The organism is Motiliproteus sediminis (genome assembly GCF_017912535.1).
Taxonomy (GTDB): domain Bacteria; phylum Pseudomonadota; class Gammaproteobacteria; order Pseudomonadales; family Balneatricaceae; genus Motiliproteus; species Motiliproteus sediminis.
The window spans coordinates 167,209-187,171 of record NZ_JAERQK010000006.1 but is presented as its reverse complement, the minus strand read 5'-3'; the positions used below and the strand labels follow the sequence as shown (position 1 = coordinate 187,171).

Annotated in this window: 18 protein-coding genes; 11 read left to right on the top strand and 7 right to left on the bottom strand. The window is 60.4% G+C overall.

The annotated features are described in order from the left end of the window. Positions 1–257: 257 nt before the first annotated feature. Together cysQ and nudE are read right to left on the bottom strand one after the other, a co-directional pair. A complete protein-coding gene (cysQ, locus tag JJQ76_RS12435; RefSeq protein ID WP_210397174.1) occupies positions 258–1,085 on the bottom strand; it encodes a 3'(2'),5'-bisphosphate nucleotidase CysQ in 828 nt (275 codons plus the stop codon). Then, positions 1,082–1,639 (bottom strand): ADP compounds hydrolase NudE, encoded by a 558-nt coding sequence (nudE, locus tag JJQ76_RS12430; protein WP_210397173.1) that lies wholly within the window; start codon positions 1,637–1,639, stop codon positions 1,082–1,084. Before nudE ends, cysQ begins: the two co-directional genes overlap by 4 nt. A gap of 37 nt (positions 1,640–1,676) precedes the next feature. On the opposite strand from nudE, the gene yrfG reads away from it, so the two are divergent. The 7 genes from yrfG (at position 1,677) to JJQ76_RS18265 (ending at position 8,134) form a co-directional block, all read left to right on the top strand. Further along, on the top strand, positions 1,677–2,336 hold the full coding sequence (gene yrfG / locus JJQ76_RS12425; protein WP_210397172.1) for a GMP/IMP nucleotidase: 660 nt from the start codon (positions 1,677–1,679) through the stop codon (positions 2,334–2,336). Between the two features lie 2 nt (positions 2,337–2,338). Continuing rightward, positions 2,339–2,740, top strand: a complete 402-nt coding sequence (locus JJQ76_RS12420) for an RNA-binding S4 domain-containing protein (protein WP_210397198.1) — start codon at positions 2,339–2,341, stop codon at positions 2,738–2,740. Between the two features lie 107 nt (positions 2,741–2,847). Further along, positions 2,848–3,723: an Hsp33 family molecular chaperone HslO gene (gene hslO, locus JJQ76_RS12415; protein ID WP_210397171.1), complete on the top strand. Its 876-nt coding sequence runs from the start codon at positions 2,848–2,850 to the stop codon at positions 3,721–3,723. Between the two features lie 166 nt (positions 3,724–3,889). Further along, positions 3,890–4,216 (top strand): thioredoxin TrxA, encoded by a 327-nt coding sequence (gene trxA, locus JJQ76_RS12410; RefSeq protein ID WP_210397170.1) that lies wholly within the window; start codon positions 3,890–3,892, stop codon positions 4,214–4,216. A 210-nt stretch (positions 4,217–4,426) separates the two neighbouring features. After that, positions 4,427–5,686: a transcription termination factor Rho gene (gene rho / locus JJQ76_RS12405; protein ID WP_210397169.1), complete on the top strand. Its 1,260-nt coding sequence runs from the start codon at positions 4,427–4,429 to the stop codon at positions 5,684–5,686. Between the two features lie 205 nt (positions 5,687–5,891). Then, positions 5,892–7,370, top strand: coding sequence for a 4-hydroxy-3-polyprenylbenzoate decarboxylase (gene ubiD, locus JJQ76_RS12400; RefSeq protein WP_210397168.1), 1,479 nt, complete (start codon positions 5,892–5,894; stop codon positions 7,368–7,370). 14 nt (positions 7,371–7,384) lie between these two features. Further along, positions 7,385–8,134, top strand: coding sequence for an NAD(P)H-flavin reductase (locus JJQ76_RS18265; RefSeq protein WP_210397167.1), 750 nt, complete (start codon positions 7,385–7,387; stop codon positions 8,132–8,134). Here the strand turns inward: JJQ76_RS18265 and JJQ76_RS12390 are convergent. Genes JJQ76_RS12390 through hemC form a run of 4 tightly spaced genes read right to left on the bottom strand, consistent with a single transcriptional unit; the run spans position 8,110 to position 12,432 of the window. After that, a complete protein-coding gene (locus JJQ76_RS12390) occupies positions 8,110–9,417 on the bottom strand; it encodes a heme biosynthesis HemY N-terminal domain-containing protein (RefSeq protein ID WP_210397166.1) in 1,308 nt (435 codons plus the stop codon). The genes JJQ76_RS18265 and JJQ76_RS12390 overlap by 25 nt on opposite strands. After that, the gene (locus tag JJQ76_RS12385) at positions 9,417–10,709 is read right to left on the bottom strand and encodes a uroporphyrinogen-III C-methyltransferase (RefSeq protein ID WP_210397165.1); all 1,293 of its coding nucleotides are present in this window, start codon (positions 10,707–10,709) and stop codon (positions 9,417–9,419) included. Before JJQ76_RS12385 ends, JJQ76_RS12390 begins: the two co-directional genes overlap by 1 nt. Continuing rightward, positions 10,706–11,500: a uroporphyrinogen-III synthase gene (locus JJQ76_RS12380; protein WP_210397164.1), complete on the bottom strand. Its 795-nt coding sequence runs from the start codon at positions 11,498–11,500 to the stop codon at positions 10,706–10,708. The genes JJQ76_RS12385 and JJQ76_RS12380 overlap by 4 nt, the downstream gene beginning before the upstream one ends. Continuing rightward, entirely contained in the window at positions 11,497–12,432 is a 936-nt protein-coding gene (gene hemC / locus JJQ76_RS12375; RefSeq protein ID WP_210397163.1) for a hydroxymethylbilane synthase, read from the bottom strand. The genes JJQ76_RS12380 and hemC overlap by 4 nt, the downstream gene beginning before the upstream one ends. Positions 12,433–12,628: 196 nt before the next feature. Here hemC and argH point away from each other — a divergent pair, with 196 nt between their 5' ends. Further along, on the top strand, positions 12,629–14,017 hold the full coding sequence (gene argH / locus JJQ76_RS12370; RefSeq protein WP_210397162.1) for an argininosuccinate lyase: 1,389 nt from the start codon (positions 12,629–12,631) through the stop codon (positions 14,015–14,017). 69 nt (positions 14,018–14,086) lie between these two features. Here the strand turns inward: argH and JJQ76_RS12365 are convergent, their stop codons facing one another. Further along, positions 14,087–14,605, bottom strand: a complete 519-nt coding sequence (locus JJQ76_RS12365; RefSeq protein ID WP_210397161.1) for a glycine cleavage system transcriptional repressor — start codon at positions 14,603–14,605, stop codon at positions 14,087–14,089. Positions 14,606–14,721: 116 nt separating this feature from the next. Here JJQ76_RS12365 and JJQ76_RS12360 point away from each other — a divergent pair, with 116 nt between their 5' ends. The 3 genes from JJQ76_RS12360 (at position 14,722) to JJQ76_RS12350 (ending at position 19,938) form a co-directional block, all read left to right on the top strand. Then, the gene (locus tag JJQ76_RS12360; protein ID WP_210397160.1) at positions 14,722–15,654 is read left to right on the top strand and encodes an AEC family transporter; all 933 of its coding nucleotides are present in this window, start codon (positions 14,722–14,724) and stop codon (positions 15,652–15,654) included. Between the two features lie 154 nt (positions 15,655–15,808). Beyond that, positions 15,809–15,985: a hypothetical protein gene (locus tag JJQ76_RS12355; protein WP_210397159.1), complete on the top strand. Its 177-nt coding sequence runs from the start codon at positions 15,809–15,811 to the stop codon at positions 15,983–15,985. 26 nt (positions 15,986–16,011) lie between these two features. Further along, entirely contained in the window at positions 16,012–19,938 is a 3,927-nt protein-coding gene (locus tag JJQ76_RS12350; protein WP_210397158.1) for an ATP-binding protein, read from the top strand. Positions 19,939–19,963 lie beyond the last annotated feature (25 nt).

The window sequence follows — 19,963 nt, the reverse complement described above, 5'->3', positions numbered from 1 at the left end:
ATGGTAATTTTCACTGAACATAGTGACGTTATTGATCGCCAAACGTTCCAAGTGGGCTGATCATAACAGCTCGATTGACATATGTCATACCGTTTTGGTCGGGAATTTCGCATCCGCAAAAGTCAGTATCACGAACAATAGCTTAGCTCATAGATCGGCGGTACTGGCGAGATCGAATGGAGAAAAATTCCCGGCGCTGGGCCGATCGGCATCAGCTGCGGCTGTAGCCGTGCCCGAGGCGCTTCGGGCGGGGGTCGCTAGGCCCCTGTTGGCGGGCGGATATATGCGGACCAGTCGAAGCGGTAGTCGCCGCAAGCTAAAAAGTCCGGATTCAGCAGGCTCGTGTTCTGGTTGTAGCGCAGTGGTTCGAGATGCAAATCGCACACCTGCCCTCCGGCGGCCTCCAGCACCGCGTGAGCGGCGGCGGTATCCCATTCCGAGGTGGGCCCAAGGCGCAGGTGCAGGTCGGCCAGTCCCTCGGCGATCAGGCAGAGTTTGAGCGAACTACCGACTCCGACCATAGAGATCGGAGCGATACGGGTTAATGGCGCGAGGCAGTCTTCAAGACGCGGGTCGGCATGGCTGCGGCTGACCACCACGTCCAGTGGTTTGTATCGGTTTAACGGGCGGGTGTGTATCTGCTGTTCGCGCCCTTGGGCGATTTGCTTGAACGCCCGGTGGCGGCTTTCGCTACTGTAGGTGGAGCCGCTGACCGGTACATGCACCACCCCCAAAACCGGTACGCCGTCATCGATCAGGGCGATATTGACGGTGAATTCACCGTTGCGTTTAAGAAACTCCTTGGTGCCATCCAGCGGGTCAACGAGCCAGTAGCGTCGCCACTGGCGGCGCTCGACTGCCGGCGGGGATTCTTCCGAAAGTACCGGCAGGTCCGGTGTCAGGTGAGCCAGACTGGCGCAGATCAGGTCGTGGGCCGCCAGGTCGGCGGCGGTGAGCGGGGTGTCGTTGGCTTTCTGTTCCACCGACAGCGCTCGACGGCCCTCGTAAAATGCGAGGATAACCGCACCCGCTTCACGAGCTATACGGACCACCTGGGGGCGGAGCTGGCAGCAATCGAGCTTCACCGGCAGAGTACCTCCGGCCGTTCCTGATGCAGCCACAGCATCAGGGCGGCAATGACGCGCGCTTCTTCCAGTTCGGCCGAAGCCATCAGCAGAGGCAGCTCGCTAATCGGACAGGGGACGACTTCGAGTTCTTCCGGCTCGTCCCCCGGCAGGCGCTCGGGGTAGAGTTCTTCTGCCACCAGTACTTCGATACGGTGGCTCATGTAATTGGGGGAGGTGGTCAGGCTTTTGATTGGACGGATCTGGCGGGCGCCGAAGCCCGTCTCCTCTTTGAGCTCGCGGTTGGCAGCCTCTGACGCGGTTTCTCCGGGATCGATCAGCCCCTTGGGTAGTGTCAGCAGGTAGTCATCAAAACCGGCAGCGTATTCGCGAATCAGCAGCACGGTATCGGCGTCTTGCAGGGCGATAACCATCACGGCGCCATGGCGCTTTGGTGCCAGTCGTTCATAGGTGCGGGTCGCGCCGTTGCTGAACTGAAGGTCCAGCGCTTCCACCTCGAACAGGCGGCTGCGGGCGACGGAGCGCTTCTTCAAAAGCGTAGGTTTTATCGGCATACTGAGCGCTTAATTTGTCGGTTGTCTGGGTGTCGTTATGCTTGATTGGAATGCCATCGATACGGTGCTGTTGGATATGGACGGCACGCTGCTGGATCTGCATTTCGACAGCTACTTCTGGCTTGAGCACCTGCCACGACGATTTGCTGCTATTCACGGCGTGGAGCCGGAACTGGCTCGCCAGCAGTTGCTAGAGCGTATCATGAAAGAACAGGGGTCGCTCAACTGGTACTGCGTCGACTTCTGGTCGGACGAGCTGGCGGTCGATATCGCCGCGCTGAAGGCCGAAATCGCCGACAAAGTCGCCTTCAGACCGCACGTGCAGGAGTTTCTGCGTGATCTGCGCGGCGCCGGCAAGCGTGCGGTGATCGTCACCAATGCGCATCGCAAGAGTCTGGATCTGAAGCTGGCCCGGACCGGTCTCGACGGCTACGTTGACCGTATTATCTGCTCACACGACTACGGGTTACCGAAGGAAGATCCCGCTTTTTGGGATCAGCTTCGCGCTGACGAGCCGTTTGAGCCGGCGCGCACTTTATTAATTGACGACAGCCTGCCGGTGCTGCGTTCGGCCGAGCGCTACGGTATCGGCTACCTGCGCAGTATTGCCCAGCCGGACAGTCAGCAGCCACCCCGTGACGATAGCGATTTTGTCGGCATTCAGCACTTCCGCGATCACAGTCCGACAGCCCGATGAGCATGCAGCAGGATAACCCCCTTAAGGTCCGTCTCGACAAGTGGTTGTGGGCGGCCCGGTTCTTCAAAACCCGCGGTCAGGCCAAGCAGGCCATCGAAGGCGGCAAGGTGCATTACAACGGCGCGCGCTCCAAAGTGAGCAAGCTAGTGGAGGTGGGGGCTGAGTTGAAAATTCGCCAGGGGTGGGACGAAAAAGTGGTCGAGGTGATTGCGCTGTCTGACCAGCGTCGCGGTGCTCCTGAGGCCGCGCTGCTCTATCGGGAAACCGAGCAGAGCGCGCGCCAGCGCGAGGAAAACGCTGCCCGTCGTCGTGCCGAACGCGCTGCTACGCCATTCGACAGCGGTCGCCCGACCAAACGCGACCGCCGCCGGATCGACGACTTTAAACATCGCTCGCTGGACTAGCGGGCAGGGTCTGCAGGCTACAGTGATTCTTAAATCAGATATAATGACTCTCGCATCCGGCGGCGGGCCGCTGCCTTTATGACATCTGTTCCGGTTTTCAAATCCCTATGAGTAATCCTGATCAAATTCAACGTTTTATTTTTGATAACGCCGACCTGCGTGGGGTGTTAGTGGGGCTTGAGCATAGCTATCACGATGCCCTGGCGCGCCATACCTACCCGGAGGTGGTGCAGGAACTGCTGGGCGAGATGCTGGCGGCCGTGGGGCTTTTGAGTTCCACCCTGAAGTTTGAGGGGCGCTTGAGTCTGCAGGCGATCGGAGACGGGCCAGTGTCGCTGCTGATGGCGGAGTGTAATCATCAGCGCGACCTGCGCGCCATTGCCCGCTGGAACGACGCCTTGGCGGACCAGCAAGGGTTGATCGCGCTGCTGGGTAAGGGCCAGCTGGCGATCACCATCGAGCCGGATCAGGGCAAACGCTACCAGGGGATTGTGCCGATGAGCGGCGATGCGCTGGCCCAGTGTTTGGAACAGTACTTCGAGCATTCCGAGCAGCTGGCGACGCGGATCAAGCTGGCAGCCGACGGGCAGCGGGCCGCTGGGTTTCTGCTGCAAGCCTTGCCCGGAGACAAGAGCGCTGACGGTGAAGACTGGGATCGAATTACCTGCCTCGGTGATACGCTCACCGATGACGAGCTCTTGGGGCTGGATAATGAGCCGATGCTGTTCCGTTTGTTCCACGAAGAGCAGGTGCGGATGTATGAGGCCGACTCCTTGCGCTTTCGCTGTGATTGCTCCCGTGAACGCAGCCTTAACGCCCTGCGTAGCGTGCCTCAGGCCGAGCTTGAGGAGATTGTTGCCGAACAGGGGCATATCGAAATCGATTGCCAGTTTTGCAATCAGAGCTACCGCTTCGATGCGGTGGATGTAGGTGCGCTATTTTCCGCCGCGGTAACTCCGGATGCCCCCGGGCAGGCTCATTAAACCCGGCAGGGCCTTGAAAAACGGTTGCGCTGCCGCCATTATTTTTCGTCTGTTGCGGTGCAGGGGTGTTAACGGGCGGCGACCAAGGTAGACATTTGCTAAGCCTCCCCTTTCGGCTATGATGGGCGATCAGTTCAGTACGCCCGTACTCTGGAGACACGAATTTATGAGTGAATCAATTATTAACGTTACCGACGCCAGCTTCGAGGACGAAGTCCTGAAAGCTGACGGTGCGGTGCTGGTCGACTATTGGGCAGAGTGGTGCGGCCCGTGCAAGATGATCGCGCCGGTTCTCGAAGAGGTCGCCAAGGACTACGGGGATCGCCTGAAGGTCTGCAAGCTGAACATCGACGAAAATGGCGAGACGCCGCCGAAGTTCGGCATTCGCGGTATCCCGACCCTGATGTTGTTCAAGAACGGCAGCGTTGAGGCCACCAAGGTGGGAGCGTTATCCAAGTCCCAGCTGACCGCCTTCCTCGACAGCAATATCTGATGAACTGGCGAGTACCCGGGGTTGAATTTTTCGAGTACTCGCCCGAATCCCTCCGTATCAGGACCGGATTCACGCAACCAAGGTTGCAAACTGCACGGTTAGCGGCGAGAATGACTGCAGCGACGGTCTAGCCGCTCGCCAGCCGTATCCAGATCTCCCTCCAATCCTCCATCTTTTATCAGTGCCTTTGCGCACGTTACACACAGCCTTATGAATCTCAGTGAACTGAAATTAAAACCCGTAGCCGAGCTGCTGGAAATCGCATCGGAGATGGGCCTCGACAACCTGGCTCGTTCCCGCAAACAGGACGTTATCTTCTCCATCCTCAAGAAACACGCGAAAAGCGGCGAGGACATCTACGGTGACGGCGTGTTGGAAATTTTGCAGGATGGCTTTGGCTTCCTGCGTTCGGCGGACAGCTCCTATCTTGCCGGTCCCGACGATATCTATGTCTCTCCCAGCCAGATTCGTCGCTTCAACCTGCGCAAGGGCGACACAATCTCGGGCAAAATTCGTCCGCCCAAAGATGGGGAGCGTTATTTCGCCCTGCTGAAGGTGTCGGAGATCAACTTTGATCGCCCGGAGCGAGCCAAGAACAAGATACTGTTTGAAAACCTCACCCCGCTATTTGCTCAGGATCGCCTGCGCATGGAGCTTGGCAACGGCAGTACCGAAGATATTACCGCTCGGGTTATCGATCTGGTTTGCCCCATGGGTAAAGGCCAGCGCGCCCTGATCGTGTCGCCGCCGAAGGCGGGCAAGACGCTGATGCTGCAGAATATCGCCAACTCCATCACCCGTAACAACCCCGAGTGCTACATGATCGTGTTGCTGATCGATGAGCGCCCGGAAGAGGTGACCGAGATGCAGCGCACCGTGCGTGGTGAAGTGGTTGCCAGTACCTTTGACGAGCCGCCGGCGCGCCACGTGCAGGTGGCCGAAATGGTGCTGGAGAAGGCCAAGCGTCTGGTTGAACACAAAAAGGACGTGGTGATCCTGCTCGACTCCATCACTCGTCTGGCACGCGCCTACAACACGGTGATCCCGTCGTCCGGCAAGGTCCTGACCGGTGGTGTCGACGCGCATGCGCTGGAGCGTCCCAAGCGCTTTTTCGGTGCCGCGCGTAACATCGAAGAGGGCGGCAGCCTGACCATCATCGCCACCGCGCTGGTGGATACCGGTTCCAAGATGGACGAGGTGATCTTCGAGGAGTTCAAGGGTACCGGTAACTCGGAACTGCATCTGGACCGCAAAGCGGCAGAGAAGCGGGTTTTCCCGGCGATGAATATTCGCCGCTCCGGCACCCGTCGCGAAGAGCTGTTGACCCAGGAAGACGAACTGCAACGGATGTGGATCCTGCGCAAGTTGCTGGATTCCATGGAAGACACCGCGGCGATTGAGTTCGTGATCGACAAACTGAAGGACTTTAAAACCAACGACGAGTTCTTCATGTCGATGAAGCGCAAGTAAGCGCTCGCTGATCCAAAAAGGGTAAGCATCGCTTGCCCTTTTTTGTGTCCGGAAAAGCGCGGAAGGGGCCATTTTCATTGGTTGCCATAGGGCGCGGCGTTGAGACCCATGCGACCCACAGGGGCGGTGGTGGCCAGGGGATGAGGTGGTGTCGAGCGGGCGTGGTCGCTACAATGCCTGACCAAGTGAATTGCTGGGATATTTGATGAAATACGGTGACCTGCGGGATTTTATTCAGGAGCTGGAGCAGCGGGGCGAGCTTAAGCGCATTCGTGCCGAGGTCGACCCGCATCTGGAGATGACCGAAATCTGTGACCGAACCCTGCGTGCCGGTGGTCCGGCTCTGCTGTTCGAGAACCCCAAAGGGTATGACATGCCGGTACTGGCCAACCTGTTCGGCACCCCCAAGCGGGTAGCGCTGGGTATGGGTGAGGATGAGGTCGAACAGCTGCGGGAAGTGGGCAAGTTGCTGGCGTTTCTGAAAGAGCCGGAGCCTCCCAAGGGTATGAAAGACGCCTGGGAGAAGCTGCCTATTTTCAAGCAGGTGATGAACATGGGGCCCAAGCTGGTCAAGCAAGCTCCGTGTCAGACCCACGTGTTCCAGGATGGCGAGGTCGACCTGACCCGGCTGCCGATTCAGACCTGCTGGCCCGGGGACGCCGGACCACTGGTGACCTGGCCGCTGGTGGTGACCAAAGGGCCGCATAAAGAGCGCCAGAACCTGGGTATCTACCGCCAACAGTTGATCGGCAAGAACAAGCTGATCATGCGCTGGCTGTCCCACCGCGGCGGAGCGCTGGATTTTCGCGAGTGGCAACAGGCTCACCCGGGCGAGCGTTTCCCGATAGCGGTGGTATTAGGGGCGGACCCGGCAACGATTTTGGGCGCGGTGACGCCGGTACCCGATACCTTGTCCGAATATGCCTTTGCCGGGTTGTTGCGTGGTGAGAAAACCGAACTGGTCAAATGCCTCACCAACGATCTGCAGGTGCCGGCGAGCGCCGAGATTATTCTCGAAGGCTACATTGAGCCGGGCGAAATGGCCGATGAAGGCCCCTTTGGTGACCACACCGGCTACTACAACGAGGTGGAATCGTTCCCGGTATTTACCGTGACCTGTCTGACCCATCGTAACCGGCCCATCTATCACTCCACTTACACCGGACGCCCGCCGGACGAGCCGGCGGTACTGGGCGTGGCGCTGAACGAAGTGTTCGTGCCGATCCTGCAGAAACAGTTTCCGGAGATCGTTGATTTCTACCTGCCGCCGGAAGGTTGCTCTTACCGGCTGGCGGTGGTGACCATCAAAAAGCAGTATCCGGGTCATGCCAAGCGGGTGATGATGGGAGTGTGGTCGTTCCTGCGCCAGTTCATGTACACCAAGTTCGTGATCGTCACCGACGACGACGTCAATGCGCGCGACTGGAACGACGTGATCTGGGCTATGACCACGCGGATGGACCCGGCGCGCGATACGGTAATGATCGAGAACACCCCGATCGATTACCTCGACTTCGCCTCGCCGGTGCCGCGGCTGGGCTCAAAGATGGGCTTTGATGCCACCAACAAAATGCCGGGCGAAACGGAGCGCGAATGGGGTCAACCGATCGCCATGGACGCCGCGGTCAAACAGCGTATCGATACCATCTGGGATAGCCTGGGTATCGATCTGGATATCACCTGACGTAGCGGAAACACGTGAATACACCGACAAAACAACTGCCACCCGCTCGCGAGCTTGAGGCCCGGGTCGAGGCGGTTCGTGCGTTGAGCGCACACTCCTTCGAAATTGAGTTGCAGCTGCCTGCAGAGGCTGCATTTCTCGCCGGCCAGTATCTGGAACTGCTGCTGGCGGATGGGCGAGCGGTGCCCTACAGCATTGCGTCTGCCCCCGCCAATCTGCCGGTGGCGATGCTGCATATTCTTGATCAGGGGGAGGGCTCGCTGTCCGGAGTGGTTCTTGATCATCTGCGCAGCTGCAGTACCGTGAGCCTGCGGATGCCAAGCGGCAACTGCGTGCTGGATCCCGAGCGGCTGGGGCCTGAGACCGAGCTGGTCCTGATTGCCGCTGGCAGCGGGTTCGCCCAGATGAAATCCATCATGGAACAGGTTGTCGCCGAGCAGTTGAGCAACCCGGTGCACCTGTACTGGGGAGTGAAAAGCGCTGATCAGCTATATGGCGAGGCGCTGGTACGGGAGTGGTCTGCGGCGCATCCGAGCTTTCGTTACGTGCCGGTGGTAGAGGGTGACGAAAGCTGGAGTGGTCGCACCGGACTGGTTCACCACGCAGTGCTGGCGGATTTTGACCGACTGGACCGGGTCGAAGTGTTTGTCTGTGGCTCGCCGGCGATGGTCTATGCGGTAGAAGATGATTTCCTGCCGCAGGGACTGCGGCAGGGGCATATCCATTCAGACGTCTACAGCTATGCGCCGCGCTCGCTTTCCTGAGTCTCCGCTTTGGCGGTGGGGTCGCTTTCCGGAGCCGGCGCTGATTCCCGCAGCGGCAAAGGTAGCGGGGGTAGTTCCCTGGCCAGGTGATCGACATTTTCGGCGACCAGGCGCTGGTAGCCCTCCACGTCTTCCAGGTGGACCAGTAGCCGACTGAGTTCGTTGAACGCTTCCTGGCTGGGCTGCTGAGCGAGGCTCTTTTCGAAGTAACCACGGGCCAGTTCCCAGTCCCGATTGCGCATCGCTAGCCGACCCAGGGTCAGCAGCAGGGTAGCGTCGTCGGGATGGTTGTCCAGCCAGCTTTTGGCCTGTTTCAGCTGTCGTTGGCTGTCACCGGTGGGCAACTTGCCCAGCAGCTGCACCAGCTCCGGGCTCCACTGCTTTTTCAACTGGGCGCGCAACAGCTTTTCCGCTTGCTCGGTCGCACCTGCCTCGCAGAGCAGCGCCGCATAACGTGCACCCAGCGTCGCATCGCTGCTGAGGTGCTTGGGCAGCGCATTCCAGACCTGGCTCAGGGCCAGTGCCTTATCAGCACTGCTGGAACCTTCATCGAGTTTGCTCAGGGCGCTTTCCAGCCGCGACAGGTGGGTGGTCCGCTCCAGTGCCTCGAGTTGGTTTTCCGGCAGCGCCCGATAGCGGCGGACGTCCGGCAGCAGGTCTGCCAACGATCCCCAGTCCTGCAGTCGTTGATAGGTCTCCACCAACAGGCGTAGCACCTTGGTATGGCGTGGTGATTTGCGGCGCAGGCGCATCAGCAATGCCAGTGCGTTTTCCAACTGGTGACGGCTGATATGGTTCTGCGCCTGAGCCAGACCGATGGCAACCTCGGCCTTGGGGTGGGTTCGTAGTGCCGCCTGCAGCAGTTCGTCACTGGTTTCGGGGTGGTTAAGCTCCTGTGCGGCTTCGGCCGCACCCAGGTAGTTGACCAGCGCCAGATCGGACTTGTCTGCCGCGCCACTTAATAGCCGTTGCGCCTTGCTCCACTCCCCCGCAGCCAATGCAATCAGGCCGCGCTCGGTATTGCGGTTGGCGCGGTCGCGTCCCCGATTGCGATTCCAGCGCACCAGTTTTCCGCGCCGTCCCGCCAGATAGCTGAGCAGGCGCAGGCCGAAATGCAGCAGCAGAAAGCCAACGATGGTGATCAGGGCCAGTCCCCAGATGCTGGTTTCAACGGTGGTCTGACGGTAGTTGATCAGCACATAACCGGGATCCTGCACGATTAGCTCGCCCACCAGTGTGCCGGCCAGCAGGACCAGCACGGCAACAATGAATAGCACTCGCATCAGGCGGCTCCTTTGCGGTCAATCTGGGCGGCCAGATAGGCCTTGAGGGTGCGCAGCGAGCCGGAAATATCCGGTAAGGTCGGCGCCACCTGGGTGCCCTGTAGTTGACTGATGCCGTTCAGTAGCGCTTTGGTGGTGCTGTCATCCGCCTGGAAGTAGGTCGCAACCCAGTCGCGCGCCTTGCTGAGGCTGGCGTCAAAGGCGGCCTGCTCGCCCTGAAGCAAGGCCAGTTGTGCCTGCTCCAGCATCAGGTGCAGGTTTTGCTGCAGAAAGAAGTGTTGCTCCGGTGACAGTAGCGGTTTGACCGGCTCGTCGCGATGCTGGATCACGATCAGGTTGCCGAGCTTGTCCATGGCGCCGGCCCACGCCTCGGCCATTCCCTGTTGCCAGCTGTCGCTGACGCTGTCGGGGGTGATCTCTTTCAGCATGCTGGGGATCTGGTGGCGGTCGGTGATCGGCAGCAGGCGCAGCTTGTTGACCTGTTCGTTAAGGGCGGCCAGACGCAGGAAGGTGCCGTCCACATCCAGTCGCGGAACGGCCTCCAGGGCGGCGATATCGCTGGCCAGCGCCTTGCGTACGTTGTAAACCGACACATCGTCGGTCTCCTTGAGGATCTTGTCCGCTGATTGCAGCAACGTCAGTGCTCCGCTGGCGGAGCTTTCCATCAGTACCCGCTGATTGGCCAGGCGCAGCAGGTACTCCACCTCCGCCAGCAGCCAGTCGCGGCGGCTGTCGGTGCCGATGCTGTTGATCTGTTGCATGGCTCGGGTGAGGCGATCCTGCAACTCATTGACACTGCCCTGTTGGGCGCTTAGCTGCTGGCGAGTCTGGCCGAGTTGCTGTTCAAGTCCCGTGGCGCGGCGCTCGGCGGCGGCGCTGGCGGCACGGCTTTGATCGAGGCTCTGGCCGAGAGCGGCGGTTTGGTTCTGCAACTGCGCGTGCATCTTTTGCACCAGGGTATAGCCATAGCCGATGCCGCCCAATGCGATCAGCGCCAGCAGCAGAGCGACAACGGCGAGCTTGCTGCCTTTCGGCTTGGCGGTTGTCGCGTCGTCTTTCGGTGGAGGCGGGGGTGTGCCCGCCGCGCCCGACGGTTCTGGTTCCGCCGCCGGGCCGGCCTCGGACGCCTGTTCGTCGATCGCAGCAGCAGTGTCCGCTTCTGGGGTTGCATCGGGCGCGGGCTCGGTCAGGGTGGGGGGAGAGGTGTCCGAATCCGGTTCCTGTCGATCGACCACTTCACCTTCGATGATAGTGCCGGCGGTGTCTTCGGTGGGTTTGTCCGTATGCTTCATCCGCGTTGTCTCGTGTCCTGAGAAGCCAACCCGTCCAGGGCGGCTAACATCGCATCATCGGTGGCATTGGCCGCCGTGATGACCCTAGTGAATAGCAGTTGTCGGGCCTCGTCGGCCACGCGTTGGCTGGGTACGATGACTGGAACCGATAGCAACCGTTGCAGATCACACAGTCGGTTCAGGTTATCCAGCGCCTCTCCGCTGCTGACTACCATAGCCGAAGGCGGAGAATCATAAATGCGACTTTCGATCTCCTCGGCGCTATAGGCCGGCAGAGCGCGTCGATAAAGTTCAGCATAGTCCACCTCGGCACCGCGTGATACCAAGGTGTCGCGGAGGTGTTCTCGCCCGCCCTGTCCGCGACATATCAATATCTTGCAATGCTCGAGCTGTTGCAGCTCGGGAAGTTCCAACAGGGCTTCCGAGTTCATGCCGCGACCGGCTGCGGTAGCGCTCAGTCCGAGCTCGTTGAGGGTACGGGCGGTCGCTTCTCCCACGGCCAGCCAGTCGACCCCTACGGGCATCTGTGGCCAGTAGCGGTCAATCCAGTCGTAGGCCAGCCGCGCCGCGTTGGCGCTGATGCAGATCACGAAGCGGTAGTGATCAAGATCGAGAAAGCGCTGGCGCACCGACTGAGCCTCTGCGCTGCCCTCGTCGATAGCGACGATTTTGAGGGTGGGAAAGGGGACCGGGGTGGCACCGGCAGCAGTGAGTTTGGCGCACAGCGGCGCCGCCTGATGGTCGGGGCGGGTAACCAGCACCCGCCAACCGCTCAGGTGAGCTGTGCTCATTCGCCGTAGACAGCCTTAAGGATGGTATCGGCGCCCTGGCCCAGCAGCTCTTCTGCTACCTGGATGCCCAGCTGCTCGCACTGGGTAACCGGGCCGCGAATCTCCGCCCGCAGCACTTCGCTGCCATCGGGGCGGCCGACCAGACCGCGCAGGTAAAGCTGGTCACCAGCATCGTTGAGGGTGGCGAAGCAGGCGATGGGAACCTGGCAACCCCCTTCCAGCCGACGGTTCATTGCCCGTTCGGCCAGCACGCAGTAGGCGGTTGGTTGGTGGTGAAGGGGCTTGAGCAGGTCGATGACTCGCTGGTCGTCGATGCGACACTCGACCCCGACCGCGCCCTGGCCACCGGCGGGCAGGCTCAGTTGGTCACTGATCAGATCGCGAATGCGATCATGCATCTCCAGTCGCATCAGGCCAGCCGCGGCCAGAATGATGGCGTCGTATTCTCCGGCATCGAGCTTGGCCAGGCGGGTGTTGACGTTACCGCGCAGGAAGCGGATTTCAAGGTCGGGACGGTAGGCGCGAATCTGGGTTTCGCGGCGCAGGCTGGAGGTGCCGACGATGGCGCCCTGGGGGAGCGCATCGATATTGTCGTAGTGGTTGCTGACAAAAGCATCGTAGGGCTTCTCGCGTTCGCAGATGATGCTGAGCCCCAGCCCTTGCGGGAACTCCATCGGCACGTCCTTCATGGAATGAACGGCGATGTCGGCATCGTTGTTGAGCAGGGCGTGCTCCAGTTCCTTGACGAACAGGCCCTTGCCTCCCACTTTGGCCAGTGGCACGTCGAGAATCTTGTCGCCGCGCGACTTGATGCCGAGCAGCGAGACCTCAAGACCGGGATGGTGCTTTTCCAGTTCGGCCTTGATGAATTCTGCCTGCCAGAGGGCCAGCGGGCTTTTGCGGGTTGCGATACGTAGCGTGTTTTCGGACATGACACCATCTCAGTTAACGATCGGCCGCGGATCCAGCGGCCTGAAATGGTCCCGAGTGTATCAGAATCAACGCCGAACGGCAGCGGCGGGGCATCGCGCCCGGCGTCTGCAACCGCTATAATGGCGCACACTTTTTTGCGCCCGTGGTGGCGAATCTGCACCGGCCCCGCGGGGCTACAACGAGGATCAGACTCCGATGTCGAACACCAACCAGCAGTGGGGCGGACGGTTCAGCGAAGCGACCGACGCCTTCGTGGCCCGCTTTACCGCCTCTGTCGATTTTGACCAGCGTATGTATCGCCAGGATATCCAGGGCTCCATCGCCCATGCCACCATGCTGGCTAAAGTCGGGGTGCTGACCGATGACGAGCGCGACGCCATCATCGACGGTCTCACCGAGATCCTCGGCGAGATCGAGCGCGGCGAGTTCGAATGGTCGGTGGAACTTGAAGACGTGCACATGAACATCGAAGCGGCGCTGACGAAGAAGATCGGCATTACCGGCAAGAAGCTGCATACCGGTCGCTCCCGTAACGATCAGGTGGCGACCGATATCCGTCTTTATCTGCGTGATGAGCTGGCGGTAATCCTGTCGGAGCTGACCCGGCTCCAGCAGGGCCTGCTGGACGTCGCCGAGCGTGAAGCTGACACCATCATGCCCGGTTTTACCCACCTGCAGACCGCCCAGCCGGTCACCTTCGGTCACCACCTGCTGGCCTGGTTTGAGATGCTGCAGCGTGATTACGGCCGCCTGGCCGATTGTGGCAAGCGCCTGAACGTGATGCCGCTGGGCGCCGCCGCGCTGGCGGGTACCACCTACCCAATCGACCGCGCTTACACCGCCGAACTGCTGGGCTTTGAGCGCCCCAGCGAAAACTCGCTGGACTCGGTCAGCGACCGCGACTTTGCGATCGAGTTCTGTGCCGCCGGCAGTCTGCTGATGACCCACCTGTCACGGGCCTCGGAAGAGCTGGTACTGTGGACCTCCTCGCAGTTCAACTTTATTGATCTTCCTGACCGCTTCTGTACCGGCTCCTCGATTATGCCGCAGAAGAAAAATCCGGACGTGCCGGAGCTGGTGCGCGGTAAAACCGGCCGGGTTAATGGCCACCTGATCTCGCTGCTGACGCTGATGAAGTCGCAGCCGCTGGCCTACAACAAGGACAATCAGGAAGACAAGGAACCGCTGTTCGACGTGATCGACACCCTGCAGGGCTGCCTGCGTGCTTACGCTGACATGGTGCCGGCGATTACCTCGAAGAAAGAGAATATGCGTGAAGCCGCGATGCGGGGCTTCTCCACCGCCACCGACCTGGCTGACTACCTGGTGCGCAAGGGGGTGGCTTTCCGGGACGCCCACGACATCGTCGGTCGGTCGGTTGCCTTTGGTATCGCCGAAAGCAAGGATCTCAGCGAGATGACGCTGGAGGAGTTGCGCCAGTTCTCCGAGGTGATCAGCGACGACGTGTTTGACGTGCTGACACTCGAGGGTTCGGTGGCCGCGCGCAATCACATCGGTGGTACCGCGCCGGATCAGGTGCGTGCTGCGGTAGCGCGTGCGCGTGAGGTGCTGGCTGCACGTTAATCGACACGCCCGCAGGCACTAAAAAAGGCGGACCTTCGAGTCCGCCTTTTTTGTTTGTTGCGGCGCCGGTCAGTCCGCCAGGGCGATCTCCACCATCAGGTCGGCAGCGATCGCTTCCAGTGCGTCTTGCAGGTCGTCGAGGTCGCTACCGGGCGGTACCAGCAGCACTGCGTTGGCTTTGAACAGCAGATCGGCTGACATGGAGCCGCTGACTACCTCCGTTTCGAGGCTGTCGACGCTAACGTTGCGGCTGGCCAGCGCTGCCGAGATTTCACGCACGATGCCCGGTTTGTCGTTGCCCAGCAGCTCCAGGCGCACGGTGCGACCTTCGCGTATCGGCAGGTCGGCCTGATCGGCGGTGGCCAGCACCCGCAGGCCTTGCTGCTCCAGCCCCTGCAGGTCGTTCATCAGCGCGGACTCCGCCGCGTCATCGACGCTGGCGATCAAAATTCCGGCGAACTGCCCCGCCAGGCGTGACATGCTGCTCTGCTCCCAGTTGCCGCCATGGTTGGCGAGCAGCGCCGAAAGCTGCTCAACGATACCCGGCTTATCCGGTCCGATCAGGGTCAGAACCAGGGATTTTTTCATGACATTACTCCGGTGGATGACTTCTCAATGGTGCACCATTACTGCATTCTATGTGCCCGGCTTGCCCGCCTGCAACGCTTTCTGACACCGCGGGCCTAGAGGAGACCGTCCCGGTAATGAGCAGCTTCCAACCCATTCTTTCTGCCCTGGGCCCCGTGTTCGCTTTGGTGCTTCTGGGGTATCTGCTGGGGCGTGCGCACTTTCCTCATCGAGACTTTTGGCCGCAGGCGGAACGCTTTACCTACTATTTTCTGTTTCCTGCGTTACTGGTGTTGAAGCTGGGTCAGGCCTCGCTGCCGTCAGACCAACTGGCGCGGGTTGCCCTGCTGTTGCTGTTACTGTTGCTGCTGTCATCGGCATTGGTGCTGATTCTGGCGCGGCTGGGAGGGCTAGGCGCTGCGGCGCAAAGTTCGGTGCTGCAGGGTGGGGTGCGCTTCAATACCTACGTGGGACTGGCTTCGGCCTCGGCGCTGTTTGGGGACGCCGGGTTGGTCTGGGGGGCGGTGTTTCTGGGCGTTATGATTCCGTCAGTCAACGTTGTGTGTGTCACCGGTTTTACCTTGTTGCTGAGACGCACGGATCAGCCACTGTGGCGACTGCTCTGGCGCGGGGTGGCGACCAATCCGCTGATCATTGCCTGTGTGCTTGGCGGTGCGCTCAATCTCACCGGGATCGGTATCCCCGCACCGGTGGTGCCGGTGTTGCAGTTGATCAGCAGTATGGCACTGCCGTTGGGCTTGCTGGCCGTAGGCGTCGGGCTGGACTTTCGCCTGCTGCGCCAGGGAGGGCTGGGGTTGTGGCTGGCCTGTGGCTTCAAGCTGCTGCTCTATCCGCTGCTGTTTCTGGGGCTGGCCTTGTTGCTGGGCGTGCCGGCCGATGCACGCTCGGTATTGTTGCTGTTCGCACTGCTACCGACCGCTCCATCGGCTTATATACTGGCGCGCCAGTTGGGGGGGGATGCGCCGCTGATGGCTGCCATCATCACTCTGCAGACCCTGTTGGCGATCGTGTCGATGCCGTTGTTACTGGGCGTGCTTGGCAGTATTTAGCCGGGGCGATGGTGGCGTCAGCGCCCCCTTTGTTCTGGGCGACTGATTATTAATGGCAACAGGCGGTTAGCGCTGCTAACGTTGGCTATGCTGTTAGTCAGCTGCTAGCGCAGCATCCCACCAGGGACCGGTTGAGAATAAGGGTTGTGAACCCATGCTAAGCAAACCTCAGTTTCCTTTGCTGTTGGTCGCTATCGCGGCGCTGCTGCTGTCGTGGCCGCTGGTCGATATTTACCACCAATTCAGTCCGCTGGGACGTCTGAGCTATTTTTTTGCCATCTGGGCGCTGCTGGTGCTGGGCTACGCGCTGTGGGTGCGGCGGTCTTCATGAACAAGTGGCGGGAGCTCTACTAGGGCATGTTTCAAACCAGCACGGTCTTTCTGATCTTCCTCTGCTATATGGGCCTGTTGTTCGGCATCGCCCAACTGGTTGAGCGGCGTCAGGATCTCTCTGATTATCTCTCCCAGCGTCCCTGGGTCTACGCGCTATCGATCACGGTGTACTGCACCTCCTGGACCTTTTACGGCAGTGTCGGTATTGCCAGCAGCAGCGGCCTGGCGTTTTTGCCAACCTACCTCGGCCCGGCGCTGGCCATCGGTTGCTGGTGGTTGTTGCTGCGCAAGATGGTGCGGATCAAAGAGCGGCGCAACATCACCAGTATTGCCGACTTTATCTCTGCCCGATATGACCGTTCCCAAGCGGTTGCGATGATCGTTACCCTGATCGCGCTGCTGGGCACGGTGCCTTATATCGCGCTGCAGCTGAAGGCGGTGGTCAGCAGCTTCGGCATTATTACCGGGCGCGATGCCGGTGATCTCGACTGGGAGGGGATGGGCTCCTGGGTGACACTGATGCTGATTCTGTTCACCGTGGCTTTTGGTGCGCGCCGGCTGGATCCCACCGAACGTCATCAAGGGATGATGGCAGCGCTGGCGGTGGAGTGCGCGGTCAAACTGGTGGCATTCCTGGCCGTCGGGATATTCGTGGTGTTCGGCCTGTTTGATGGAGTGGGGGATCTATTCTCCCGTCTTCCGGCGGAGCAACTGGATCAGTTGACGCGCATCGGTGACGGATCCGACGCGGCCTATACCCGTTGGATGACAGTGCTGTTCGTCTCTGCCGCCGGGATTCTGCTGCTGCCGCGCCAGTTCCACACGGCCGTGGTGGAGAACAGCGACGAGCGTCATATTCGTACCGCGATCTGGTTGGTTCCGCTGTATATGCTGCTGATCAGTTTGTTTGTCGTGCCACTGGCGGCAGCGGGCAGAGTCTCCGGATTGCCGCTGGAGGCCGCCGACTCCTTTGTGCTGCTGCTGCCGGTAATGGCTGATCAGTCGGCACTGACAGCGCTGGTGTTCCTTGGCGGCCTGGCGGCGGCTTCCGGCATGATCATTATCTGCGCGGTAACGCTGTCGACCATGGCTACCAACCACCTGTTGGTGCCATTCATCAATCATTATCCCCGACTGTTCTTCGTTCGCCGTCTGTTGCTGCCGGCGCGCTGGATGGTGATCGCATTGATTCTACTGGTCAGTCAGCTATTTGCGATGGAGCTGACAGCAGGGCAGCAACTGGCCAATATCGGCATCCTTGGATTTTGTGCGGCGCTGCAGTTTGTGCCCGCGGTGATGGGCGGGCTGTTCTGGGTACGGGGGAACCGGATTGGTGCGCTGTGGGGGCTGGGCGTTGGCTTTGCGGTCTGGTTCTATACCCTGATGGTGCCGCTGCTGGTGGAGTCGGCACTGCTGCCAGCCAGTTTAATCAGTGACGGTCCGTTGGGGCTTGGATTCCTGCGCCCGGAAGCGCTGCTGGGGCTGGATCGCTTTGACTCGGTGACCCATGCGTGCTTCTGGTCGCTGCTGCTTAATGGAGCGGCCTATCTGCTGGGCTCTTTGTTTACCGAGCAGCGGGAAAGCGAGCTGGAACTGGCCAGTAGTTACGTGCATGCCCTTCAGCTGGCACCAGCAGGCAGCAGTGGCGACGAGGGTGGCGCCCATATCGAGCTGGAACCGAAAGCTGCTGAAGCTCGTGCCCTGCTGGAACACTACTTCTCCGAAAAGATCGCCCGCAGCAAGATCCGGCAGATCACCGAGGGGCTGGGGGTGATCGAGAAGGATCATATTACCGGCGGCGAGCTGTTGCGCTTTCATCGGGAGTTGGAGCGGGTTTTAGCGGGTACTATCGGTTCGGCTGCCGCCCACCGGTCGATGAAACAGCATCTCAGTTACTCCGACGAGGAGAACCAGCAGGTCAGTCAGGTGTACGCCAGCATCCTGGCCCAGTTGCGGCTGACACCGGACGAACTGATGGAACGGATCTCCTACTTTGAAGAGCGGGAGAAGGTGCAGCGCCAGCATGCGCTGGAACTTGAGGCGCAGGTACGGGAGCGGGAGCGGGAGATTCGCGCGCGGCGGCAAGCCGAGCGGGAGCGGGCGCTGGCACTGGACGCGCAGACACTGGTTAACGGGTTGCTGCAACTGGCACTGCAGCCGCTTAGTCTGCGTGAAACCCTGCGTCGTGCACTGGGGCTGGTGACCTCAGCCCAGTGGCTGCCCACCGAAGCCAAAGGCGGGGTCTTTCTGGCCGACGAGCAGAGCTGTCAGTTGACCCTGTTTGTTCATGAAGGGCTGGATCCCGAGTTACAACAGCTGTGCGCCAAGGTGGCCTATGGTCACTGCATCTGCGGCCGGGTTGCGTCCCAGCGGCAGGTTGTGTTCTGCAGTGATATCGATGAACGTCACGAGACCCGGCCTGCGGGCATGGAACCCCATGGCCATTACGCGGTACCGATCGAGTCCGGCGACAAACTGCTGGGGGTGCTGGTGCTTTATCTGAAGGCCGGGCATCAGCAAAACGCGCAGGAAACCGCGTTTCTGGAAACGGTCGCCCATACCATGGGGGCGCTGATTCAGCGGGCGAGAACCGCACAGGCGCTGGCCGCCAGTCAGTCCCGTCTGCGGGCGATTATGGATAACTCGCCGATCGCCATCACCCTCAAGGATGTGGACGGTCAATACCTTATGGCCAACAACCGCTTTCTGCAGATTGTCGGTGCCGAAGGCGTTGAGGGGCAGACCGACGCGCTGCTGTTTGGCGAGGTTGCAGCAGGCCAGCTGCGCGACAATGACCGCCAGGTTATCGACAGTGCCTGCTCGCGGGAGTTCGAGGAGCTAATTCCCCATGCCGATGGTGTTCATACTTTTCTGTCGGTCAAGTTTCCGCTGTTTGGCGAGCATGACGAGGTGGTGGCGGTGGGCACTCTAGCGACCGATATCTCGGCCCGGATTCAGATGGAGCAGGAGTTGCAGATGGCGTACGAGTCGCTGGAACAGCGGGTCGAGGAACGTACGGCCGCTCTGAGTAACACCCTGGTGCAGATGGAACGAGAGATCGATGAGCGGATATCGATACAGCAGGCGCTGGAGCATGAGAAGAGCGAGCAGCAGGGGCTGATCAAAAAGCTCGAAGAGGCGCAGAATCAGCTGCTGCAATCGGAGAAAATGGCGGCGATCGGCCAGTTGGCTGCTGGTGTCGCCCACGAGATCAACAATCCGGTTGGGTATATCAACTCCAACCTTGGCACGCTGGTGCAGTACATTGCGGACATTAATCGCGTTATTGCTGCCTATGCGGCGGGTGAAGCGGCCCTGCCCGCGGAGAGTGACGCCCGCCGTGAAATTGCCGCGATCAAGCAGGAAACGGACTTTGATTTTATCAGCGAGGATATCGACAACCTGCTGCGCGAGTGCCGTGAAGGGGTCGAGCGGGTGCGCAAGATTGTGCAGGACCTCAAGGAGTTCTCCCACAGTGATAGCGGTGAGTGGCAATATGCCGACCTGCATCATTGTCTCGACAGCACCCTGAACGTGGTCTGGAACGAGCTCAAGTATAAGGCGGAGGTGGTCAAGGAGTATGCGGATCTGCCGCCGGTCAACTGTCTGGCTTCACAAATCAATCAAGTGGTTATGAATCTTTTGGTCAACGCCGCTCACGCAATCAAGGAGCGCGGCCATATCTGGATTCGCACCGGGCAGCAGGGTGACGAAGTGTGGGCGGAGATCGAGGATGACGGCAGTGGTATGACCCGAGAGCAGCAAAAGCGCGTGTTCGAACCTTTCTTCACCACCAAACCGGTGGGCAAGGGCACGGGGCTGGGATTGTCGCTGTCCTACGGTATCATCGAGAAGCACAAGGGCCGCATCGAGTTGAGTAGCGAGCCCGGCAAAGGCAGTCGCTTCCGCATCTGGCTGCCTATTGCCGGCCCTGACGACGACACCCCCTGAGTTATTTTCTCAAGTTCTTGCTGTT